Source organism: Microcystis flos-aquae FACHB-1344 (assembly GCF_014698375.1).
GTDB classification, from domain to species: domain Bacteria; phylum Cyanobacteriota; class Cyanobacteriia; order Cyanobacteriales; family Microcystaceae; genus Microcystis; species Microcystis aeruginosa.
In genome coordinates, this window is sequence record NZ_JACJSW010000039.1 from 1 (window position 1) to 10,639 (window position 10,639).

Sequence of the window (10,639 nt, forward strand, 5' to 3'; positions counted from 1 at the left end):
ACGATGCTCCTCTAAATCTCTAGCTTGATTTTCTCACCTTGAGTGTGTGACTGCTCACCTCTTTGTCATAAACCTACACCTGTCAGGGTGTGGGGTGTGGGGAGATGGGAGAAAAAAGCTGAAAACTCACATCTGATCACTGATTACTGATTACTGATCACTGAAAAGGCTGATAGCTTTTCCCTTTTTAATCTACGGCCTCGTAGTCACTGGCACTCATTTCTTCGCCATCGTAGGGGTGATCATCACTGCCCGATTCGCCGGATTTAGTTTCCAGATTACTATAGGTTCTGGTTCTAGTCTGGGAGAGGGTTGGCCTCTTGGCGAAGGTATTGGAGGAAGTGGCTTGGGTGCGGGTGGGTCGGGTCAGTTTTTCGGTGACATCGATCGATTGAAAACCAGTCCCGTTGAGGGGTTGGGTTTCCTCTTGTTTACCCGTGTAGATGCGGGTACCGATTTCGAGGACAATCTGACGAAATTCTTCCAGGGTGGTTTTTAGCTTTTCAGGCGATAGGGAGGGGTCGCGCAGGGCGATTTCCAACTGTTGCCGCTTCTGGTCGGCCAGTTGCCGGATATCGGGGGCGACTAACTCACTGTTTTCCCTGAGGGTGACTTCGTAGCTATAGAAAAGACTATCGGATTGGTGGCGAATATCGATCATTTGCAGACGACTGCGATCAAATTCGGCGTATTTTTCGGCTTCTAGGCGCATTTTTTCAATTTCGTTCGGTTTCAGCCCTCCAGTATGGCTAATTAAAATGCTTTGTTCTTTGCCGGTGCCTTGGTCGCTGGCGGCCACTTTCAAGATGCCGTTAACATCGATCTCGAAGGCCACTTCGATTTGTGGCATACCCCTAGGAGCGGGAGGAATTCCCGTCAGGAGAAATTTACCGAGGGTTTTGTTATCCCGGGCCATGGCCCTTTCCCCTTGCAGAACATGAATTTCCACCGAAGTTTGACCATCGGCAGCGGTGGAAAAAACCTGAGATCTACTGGTGGGGATAGTGGTATTGCGATCGATAATTTTGGTAAAAACTTCGCCGAGGGTTTCAATGCCGAGGGAAAGGGGGGTGACATCGAGGAGGAGGATATCTTCTACTTCTCCACCTAAAACTCCCGCTTGAATCGCTGCCCCCAAAGCAACGGCCTCATCGGGGTTAACAGAGCGATCGATCTGGCCTGCAGAAAAGAAACGGGAGATTAATCGCTGTACGGCGGGGATTCTGGTGGAACCGCCGACGAGAATGACACGATTGATATCGCTAGGCTGCAGTTCGCTATCTTTGAGGGACTGTTGTACGGGTTTGAGGGTTTTTTCCACTAATTCTCTGGTTAATTCCTCGAATTTAGCGCGAGTTAGTTCTAATTCTAGGTGTTTAGGACCGGTTTCGTCGGCGGCGATAAAGGGGAGATTGATCGAGGTGGTAATCAGGCTAGAAAGCTCGATTTTGGCTTTTTCGGCGGCTTCTCGCAGTCTTTGGATCGCCATGCGATCGCTAGCTAGATCGATGTTTTCTTGGCTTTGAAAGTTCTCCACCAGCCACCGCACTAAGAGGTTATCAAAATCGTCCCCCCCAAGATGGTTATTGCCGGCGGTGGCTTTCACTTCAAAGACTCCCCTCCCCAGTTGCAGGATGGAAACGTCGAAGGTTCCTCCCCCTAGGTCAAAAACGAGGATATGTTGATCTTCGTTTTGTTTATCTAAGCCGTAGGCCAGGGCGGCGGCGGTGGGTTCGTTAATAATTCTTAATACTTCTAGTCCTGCGATTATCCCCGCGTCTTTAGTGGCCTGACGTTGGGCATCGGTAAAATAGGCGGGAACTGTAATCACGGCCTCGTTAATCGGTTCTCCCAGATAGGCCTCAGCATCGGCCTTTAATTTTTGCAGGATCATGGCCGAGATTTCTTGGGGGGTAAATTCCCGATCGCGAATTTTGATATTGACGGTATCATCGCGACCGCGTTGGCAATGATAGGCAACTCGTCCCCTTTCTACCTCGGTGTCTTGCCAACGCCTACCGATAAAGCGTTTGATGCTATAGACGGTATTTTCGGCATTAGTGACCGCTTGACGTTTGGCCAGTTGTCCCACTAGGCGCTGGCCCTTGCCGAATCCCACGATACTAGGAGTTGTCCTTCCCCCTTCCGAGTTGGGAACTATAATCGGCTGACCTCCCTCGAGTACCGCAACACAACTGTTGGTTGTCCCTAAGTCGATGCCGATGACTTTTCCCATGACGCTCTGATAATAATGGTAGTTAATAGGATATAATCATTTACAAAAATTATCCCAAAATTAGCAACGGGATTTTTACCTCGTCTAATCTTGCCAGGGATGAAACAGGACAATTTTTATCCGATCCTAACAAAACTTGTCGGTAAAGTCCGCAAGCGGCCGGCGACCAGTCTATATACAAGAGTAACCCAAAACCAGTAATTTTGCTGATGCTGCCAGTTAGCGATCGCCTCTGGCTATTCTTAAAATTGCCGTTTTTAAGATTTTTTTAATGATCACGAGCGGACTTCCTTGATGTTGATGTCCCTAGCAGTGGAATTATTGCCCAATCTTCTTAACCCGAATTTTCGATAAATTTGGGATAAGATAACCAATAAACCGATCCTAGAGGACTTAATCATGATTAGAGCCTATGCTGCCCGAGAAAAAGGGGGAAAACTAGAGCCTTTTGACTACGATCCGGGTATATTAGCGGATGAAGATGTGGAAATCGAGGTGGAATATTGCGGCATCTGCCACAGTGACCTAAGTATGCTCGATAACGATTGGGGACTGACCACCTATCCCTTTGTCCCCGGTCATGAAGTGGTCGGCACGATCGCCGCTCTCGGTGCTAAAGTCAAAGAATTAAAGATAGGGCAAAGAGTCGGTCTTGGTTGGTTTTCCCGTTCCTGTTCGACCTGTGAAACTTGTATGTCAGGGGATCAAAACCTTTGTGCTACTGCCGAAGGAACTATCGTCGGTCGCCATGGCGGTTTTGCCGACAGAGTCCGCGCTCATCATAGTTGGTTAATTCCCCTGGGGAACCAGTTAGATGCTGCCAAAGCTGGCCCGCTTTTTTGTGGTGGTATAACCGTCTTTAATCCCATTGTCCAATTTGATATTAAACCCACGGCGCGAGTTGGTGTCATTGGTATTGGTGGATTGGGCCATATAGCCTTAAAATTTCTCAAAGCTTGGGGCTGCGAAGTAACCGCTTTTTCCAGTAGTCCCGACAAAGAAACAGAAGCAAAAGAATTAGGCGCGACTCATTTTATCAATTCCAGAGACCCCGAAGCTTTGCAATCGGTACAAAATTACTTTGATTTCATCATCTCTACCGTTAACGTTAATCTCGATTGGGGTCTTTATATCGCCTGTTTACGTCCCAAAGGTCGTCTGCACATTGTTGGGGCTGTTCTTGAACCCATGGCTACCTATGCTTTTCCCTTGATTATGGGTCAAAAATCGATTTCTGGCAGTCCTTTGGGTAGTCCCAGTACCATTAATAAAATGATCGAATTTGCCTCTCGCCATGGCATTGAACCCGTTACAGAAACCTATCCTATCTCGCAGGTGAATGAAGCCATGGAAAAATTGAGAACTGGACAACCTAAATATCGCCTCGTCTTGCAAATAAAATAAAACCATCTCTATCCTGGACGTAACCCCGATGACTCAACCCCTCACTCCTCCAGTTATCGATTGGGAAGAACCCCCCATTCCCCCAGAAGACCTGATTTTTGACGATGGAGAACCTTTGGAAACACACCGTCACCGCAAGGCCATGAATGTCTTAATCGATTCTATCGAACAAGCCTATCAGGATCGAGAAGACTTTTTCGTTGGCGGTAATATGTTTATTTACTTTAGCCGTGAGCGGGTTTTTAATCAAGATTTTCGTGGCCCCGATTTTTTCGTTGTCCTCGATATCGATGGTAGTTATAAACGACAAGGATGGGTGGTTTGGAACGAAAACGGACGTTATCCCGATGTGATCGTGGAATTAATGTCAGAAAGCACCGCAAAAATCGATTTAAATACCAAAAAAGACCTCTATGAGCGGACTTTTCGCTGTTCCCAATACTTCGTTTATAATCCCTTTGATGCCACTTCCCTGCAAGGTTGGGCTTTAGACCAAAATCAATGCTATCAAAAAATTATTCCCGACCATCGCGGTTGGTTATGGTGTCAACGTTTGGGATTATGGTTAGGAGTCTGGATGGGCAGCATCCAACGAGAAGAAGCCCCTTGGCTACGTTTTTATAACCTAGACGGCAATTTAATCCTTCTACCCGCGGAATTAGCCGAAATCGAACGTCAGAACGCTGAAAGCGAACATCAACGGGCGGAACGTTTAGCGGCGCAATTACGGCAATTAGGCATAAATCCCGATGAAACCCCGTAATCGGCCTAGGAATGACCCCTATCTCTAAAAACCGAAAACCCACACATTCCGAGATCGGTTTGTGTGGGCTGATTGTTCACTTAATTCTAAGATTGAAAGCTTACACTTTGGCGAAATCTAAGACCCTAACTGAGAGTAACACCAGAGCGATCGTAAGTTTGTGAAGAAAAGTCGGCCGAGAAGCGACGTTGAACGGTTTCCCCGTAGCCATTGTCATTGTCAATACCGATTTCAGAAGCACTTCTCCCTAACATCGATTGTTGACGATTTTTGACGGCGTGGTGGTGACGCATCATTAAGGCGCGAGCTTGTTGTTCTGTAGACATAATCATTTCCTCCGAGCTGCAAATAGTGTTTCGAACTTTTTTAATCACCTACTAAATATATATAACATACAATTCTGTATCTATTTTTACAAAATGCCCTAATCCCAGAAAAATTAACAAAACTTTACAATAGGAGTCGGTCGTCAGTATTCGGGAGATGGGGAGATGGGGGAATGGGGAGACCACTGCGTGCGCGTTGCGGGGGGTTTTGGGGTGATAGGGATTTAGGGGTTTAGGGGTTTAGGGAAATTTCAGCCAAATGCTCCACTTTCCCACTTGCCCACTTGCCCACTTCCCCAACACCCCAACACCCCACTTCCCACACCCTATACCCCACTTCCCAACCCCAAGACATCAATCGCCTTTATACCTTAATCGAACTAGGTTCATCGACGGCGGCGATAATACGATGACAACCGGAAAAGGGTTGCGCCCATTGATACTGGTGTTCTAAAGGATTACCCCAACAGAGACCGAGATATAATTCTGTGCGCGCCACATCTAATTCCGCCCATTCGGACTGGGCGACTAATTCGGCTAGAGAATCGGCAGAAATGGGACGACGGGAGTTAAGCGCCCACCAAAAATTCATATTAGGGGTGATACTGTTCCAAAACTCTAAAACCGAGGCTTTGGCAGCCATGAGAATTTCCTTGTCACCCGCCACGGCAACTAATTGATTATGAATTTCGGGATAACGGAGAGTGCGATCGCCCCATTGACAAACACGCCAGATAATGCCCGAAACCTGATATTTTTGTTGATAATCGTGAACTTGACGGCGAAAATCCTGATAGGCGAAGACTTTGCCCACCTTTTCTAGATTGATCGCCTTGGCAATCACTGGATTATCAATGCGCTCCGCCGGGGAGAGTAACAGACGTTCCCCTTTGCAAGTGGCGTGCATTTCTCGCTCGAGGATTTCAATTAACTGCTGTGTCGAGTAAGCCATACTACCGCTCTTACCTGAGAGAGGATTTCTTTTTATGATAGAATAATTTATTGACATACTCCCACCGTCAAGCTACGCTGTGACGGTGGATTCTTGACCTATCACTATCGTAAATTCCTTGCTCGACGAGACAACTTAGATTCTCAATGTCTCCACTGAAACCCCAGAGACTGGACTCTCTATTATGCGTTTGGGTCGGTTTCTGTTTGCCCAACAGTACCGTTGAGATGATTTCCCAAATATTGCAACCCTTGAGTTTAAAAACGGTTCCATCGGAATTAACTCTGTTTTGCCAACACCCAGGGTGAGAGCATCTCAAACGCTATTGACAATTGGCCAATTTTGTGATCTGCGTGGGCATTTCAAGTGATACCAGTCCATCAGAATAGTTACGAAATCGACCAAATGGGTCGATTTTTGCTTAACAATTGAGATGGCAAATTCTCCTCAAATATGCCTGAATCGTGGGTAAGCAACTCACATAAAGTTCATTTTGTCAAGGATTGTTAAGATGCGCTTACCCTGTGCCAACACCACGATTATCCATCCAATAACGCCGAACTTTATTCCGAACAAACTGAGTTGTCCGTATTGCCTGATTAATGGCTTCTATCTGATTAGGTTTTGGCTTAACTTTGTGTTCAAGGACAAATATTTTGAGACTGCCTGACCGAGTATCAATATTTTAGGGCAAAAGAAATAAAATGACAATATTATGTCTTAAAGCCGCCCGATCCTAAGCGGGCATGACGGGGAACCTTAAACCCAAATTTTCGGTCAGCAACTACGAGAATTAATCAATATATCCACTGCTTACCGTCAAGCTAAAACTAGACAGAATGATCTGGTTATTATCACCCAACCCAGCCTTGAGCCGGTGAAAATAGGGTCTAATTAGCAGTTTTTCGGCAAAAAAGTCATCTAGACCTGTTAATAGGCAATTTATCCCCCGAATGAGCTACAATTACCGGTCCAACGTGGTTAATAGCGAGCAGATGCGTCGCATTGAAGGGGCGATTTTTGCCTCTGGTATGCCTGTGGCCGCTTTGATGGAAAAGGCAGCCCTGTTAACGGCACAACAGCTTAAAAAGTCCTATTCTTTGGCTAATTTCCCCAAAATCGGCGTTATCGTTGGCCCTGGTCACAATGGCGGCGACGCTCTCGTGATTGCTAGAGAATTACATCTCGCCGGTTATCAAGTATCTCTTTTTTGTCCGATCGCCAAACTCAAGGATTTAACAGCACAACAGGCTAATTATGTCAAGCATTTAGGCTTAATTTTTCAGAAAACTTTAGAATCTTTAGAGGATTGTCAGTTAATTATCGATGGTCTTTTCGGTTTTGGTTTAGAAAGGACTTTATCGGCAGATATTGCCGAATTAGTCGATAAAATTAATAGTTGGCAAAAACCGGTAATTAGTATCGATATTGCTTCGGGAATTCACACCGACACCGGAGAGGTTTTAGGCACGGCAATTAAAGCCACTCATACCTTTTGTTTGGGACTCTGGAAGCGCGCTTTTTTCCAAGATTTGGCCTTACCCTATCTAGGTAAAGTGGAGTTAATTGACATAGGAATTAGTCCCCTTGACCTAGAAACAATTTTACAAGATTCACCGCCAATTCTGAGGGTTAATCCCGATCTAATTCGCCCTTATTTACCTTTACCCCGTCCTCTACTTACCCACAAATATCAGCAGGGACATTTATTAATTATCTGTGGTTCTCGTCGTTATGCGGGGGGGGCAATTCTCGCCGGATTAGGAGCGCGAGGTAGTGGTGTGGGAATGCTTTCGATTGCCGTTCCTGCTGCCCTTAAATCTTTATTAATTAGTCATTTACCAGAAGCATTAATTATCGATTGTCCCGAAACTGCCACGGGAGCTATTGCCGAACTTCCCCTAGAATTAAATAATTATCATGTCCTCGCCTGTGGTCCTGGATTAACCACAGAAAATCCCGCTATTATCGCACAGGTTTTAGATAGTGATAAACCGATTATACTCGATGCCGATGCTTTAAATATTTTGGCTCAATTCGGTATAGAAAAATTATCATCCCGCCAAAATAAGACAATTTTAACGCCTCATTGGGGAGAATTTAAACGCTTATTTCCTCACTTATCAGATTCTCAAGATAGGATTAATATCACTCAAAAAGCATCTCAACAAAGTGGTGCAATTGTCTTATTAAAAGGAGCCAGAACTATAATCGCCTCCCCGGAAGGTAAAATGTATATAATCCCCGAAAGTACCTCCGCTTTAGCGCGAGGTGGTAGTGGTGATGTCTTAACGGGATTAATCGGCGGATTCTTAACCCAAATGCAGGATAATGCCCCGGAAGCAACCGCATTAGCGGCTTATTTACACGCTCAAGCCGGCATTTTAGCGGCCAAAGAAAGGACGGAATTAGGAGTAGATGGAGTGACTTTAGCTAATTATTTATTTGCCGCCCTTAAAGATTTAAATTAAACTCCGAGGGGAAACACACGCGCCCCGAAAACCGAGTAAAATAGATAAAGGATTAAGTAGGTAGGTGTTAAAAATTGTCAGATTTCCCCCCTTATCAAGGGTAGGGTTAATTCATGAATTAACCCTACCATGAATCAGTCCTAAGATTAAGGGAGTATCAGAATTGATAATTGTTACTGTATCTAACATGAAAATATCTTTCATAATATCCACCTAATAAACGCAGAAATAAGACGAGGAAACGATAAAAATACTATTAAAATAGCATAATTGTACTGTATTTAAACTGAGTAGGGGTATTTTAGTACAAATGCTCGGACTGCCTCAACCTAGCTCCGGCGCTCCCTTCTCCGGTGCAGTCTTAAGGATTAATTTAGATAGTCGGCATTTGAGATAAAACATAAGGAATGTTAACCAAAACCACTTATCGTTAAGGAATTTTGATAAGTTGGAGATTGAATAAAGATAGAAAGTCTCTAGCGCTGACAACTATGGCTGTAATTGTCCAAAAATACGGTGGTACATCGGTAGGTTCCGTAGAACGCATTCAATCGGTAGCTCAACGGGTCAAAAATACGGTAATAGCAGGAAATACCGTGGTGGTGGTCGTTTCTGCCATGGGTAAAACCACCGATGGATTGGTCAATTTAGCCAAACAGATCGCCGCCGAACCCTCGCGCCGGGAGATGGATATGTTATTATCCACGGGGGAACAGGTGACGATCGCCTTGATGAGTATGGCCCTAGAGGAAATCGGACAACCGGCCATCTCCCTAACCGGCGCTCAAGTGGGAATTGTCACGGAATCCGAACATAGTCGGGCCCGTATTTTAGAAATTAAAACCGATCGCCTTTCCCGTCATCTATCGGAAGGTAAAGTAGTTGTGGTCGCCGGTTTTCAAGGTGTCAGCGATAGTGATCAATTAGAGATTACCACCTTGGGGCGCGGTGGGTCTGATACCTCGGCCGTGGCTCTAGCGGCCGCCTTAAAAGCCGATTTTTGCGAAATTTACACCGATGTACCCGGTATTCTCACCACTGACCCCCGTTTAGTCCCCGAAGCGCGTCTTTTAGACCAAATCACCTGCGATGAGATGCTGGAATTAGCCAGTTTAGGGGCGAAAGTTCTCCACCCGCGAGCGGTGGAAATCGCCAAAAATTTCGGGGTTCCCCTGGTTGTCCGTTCCAGTTGGACAGAGGCTCCAGGTACTTGGGTGACATCCCCGGCACCGAAACCGCGCACCCTGCAAGGATTGGAATTGACAAAAGCAGTGGATGCGGTGGAATTTGACGGTAATCAGGCGAAAATCGCCCTTTTACGGGTTCCCGATCGTCCCGGTATCGCTGCCCGTTTATTCGGGGAAATCGCCCATCAACAGGTGGACGTGGATTTAATTATTCAATCGATTCACGAGGGTGACAGCAACGATATCGCCTTTACTGTGATGGGAAATGCCTTAAAAAAAGCCCAATCCGTGGCCGAAGCGATCGCGCCGGTTTTACGTTCCCATCCCACTAATACAGAGGAAGCGGAAGTGATCATCGAATCCGGGGCCGCTAAAATCGCCATTACCGGCGCGGGTATGATCGGCCGGCCTGGAATTGCTGCCCAAATATTTAGCACTTTGGCCGCAGCGGCAATTAATATCGAAATGATCTCCACTTCTGAAGTAAAAGTCAGTTGTGTCATCGATGAAGCGGACGGAGAAAAAGCAATTAAAGTCCTTTGTGATGCTTTTCAAGTGGAGTATTCTGCTAAAGTTGCTCATTGCGAAATCCCTAAAAATTTAGTCCCAGTCAGGGGAGTGGCCCTAGATAATAATCAGGCCCAAATGGCCATTCGTAACGTCCCCGATCGCCCCGGGATGGCGGCGAGAATTTTCTCGCTTTTAGCGGCAAAAAATGTCAGTGTTGATATGATTATTCAATCCCAACGCTGTCGCATTGTCGATGGTATTCCCCGACGGGATATCGCTTTTACTTTACCCCAAGCTGATGCTAATTTAGCCCAAAAAATCCTCTTAGAACTATCGGAAAGTTTGGGTTTACAGGAAGTGGTGGTTAATAATGATGTGGCCAAAGTGAGCATTGTTGGTTCGGGAATGGAAGGACAACCGGGGGTAGCAGCACGCTTTTTTGAAGCTTTAGCAAAGGAGAAAATTAATATTTTGATGATTGCTACTTCTGATATAAAAATCAGTTGTGTGGTGAATCAGGAAGATGGAGTCAGGGCCCTACAAGTGGTTCATGCCGCTTTTGGATTGGCCGGACAGGGTAAAATTGAAGTACCCGCCTAAATGAAATTACAAGTTCTATGATGGGGGTAAGAGTTGTTTAATTGTTGGCAACTTATACCCCCAAAAACCCGATAAATAAGTTAACCCTCATCACCCCGATTTTATCTATGGAACCGATAACAGTGGCGACAATTGTTGCTTTGGTATTTCAGACTACTGTAGAAAAATTTACCGAAGCTGCTCTAGAAAA

At 45.7% G+C, this 10,639-nt stretch carries 7 protein-coding genes and 2 pseudogenes; 4 read left to right on the forward strand and 5 right to left on the reverse strand.

The window, feature by feature from the left end; translation table 11 throughout:
• Positions 1–187: 187 nt before the first annotated feature.
• On the reverse strand, positions 188–2,236 hold the full coding sequence (gene dnaK, locus H6G48_RS02595; protein WP_190718760.1) for a molecular chaperone DnaK: 2,049 nt from the start codon (positions 2,234–2,236) through the stop codon (positions 188–190).
• Between the two features lie 399 nt (positions 2,237–2,635).
• Here dnaK and ahr point away from each other — a divergent pair, with 399 nt between their 5' ends.
• Both ahr and H6G48_RS02605 read left to right on the forward strand, forming a co-directional pair.
• Positions 2,636–3,640 carry an NADPH-dependent aldehyde reductase Ahr gene (gene ahr / locus H6G48_RS02600; protein WP_190718762.1) on the forward strand — a complete coding sequence of 335 codons (1,005 nt, stop codon included), beginning with the start codon at positions 2,636–2,638 and terminating at the stop codon, positions 3,638–3,640.
• Between the two features lie 28 nt (positions 3,641–3,668).
• A complete protein-coding gene (locus H6G48_RS02605; protein ID WP_190718766.1) occupies positions 3,669–4,403 on the forward strand; it encodes a Uma2 family endonuclease in 735 nt (244 codons plus the stop codon).
• 125 nt (positions 4,404–4,528) lie between these two features.
• Here the strand turns inward: H6G48_RS02605 and gifA are convergent, their stop codons facing one another.
• From gifA to H6G48_RS25970, 4 genes and pseudogenes are all read right to left on the reverse strand, one after another.
• A complete protein-coding gene (gene gifA / locus H6G48_RS02610; RefSeq protein ID WP_002758764.1) occupies positions 4,529–4,729 on the reverse strand; it encodes a glutamine synthetase inactivation factor IF7A in 201 nt (66 codons plus the stop codon).
• A gap of 364 nt (positions 4,730–5,093) precedes the next feature.
• Positions 5,094–5,681, reverse strand: coding sequence for a hypothetical protein (locus H6G48_RS02615; RefSeq protein ID WP_004163689.1), 588 nt, complete (start codon positions 5,679–5,681; stop codon positions 5,094–5,096).
• Positions 5,682–5,748: 67 nt separating this feature from the next.
• Positions 5,749–5,935, reverse strand: a pseudogene (locus H6G48_RS02620) (RNA-guided endonuclease TnpB family protein); the annotation flags it as partial.
• Positions 5,936–6,207: 272 nt separating this feature from the next.
• Positions 6,208–6,336 (reverse strand): annotated as a pseudogene (locus tag H6G48_RS25970) (RNA-guided endonuclease TnpB family protein); the annotation flags it as partial.
• Between the two features lie 298 nt (positions 6,337–6,634).
• Between H6G48_RS25970 and H6G48_RS02625 the strand changes: the two are divergent.
• Entirely contained in the window at positions 6,635–8,152 is a 1,518-nt protein-coding gene (locus tag H6G48_RS02625) for an NAD(P)H-hydrate dehydratase (RefSeq protein WP_190718769.1), read from the forward strand.
• A gap of 491 nt (positions 8,153–8,643) precedes the next feature.
• Positions 8,644–10,449, forward strand: a complete 1,806-nt coding sequence (locus tag H6G48_RS02630; protein ID WP_190718772.1) for an aspartate kinase — start codon at positions 8,644–8,646, stop codon at positions 10,447–10,449.
• Positions 10,450–10,639: the final 190 nt, after the last annotated feature.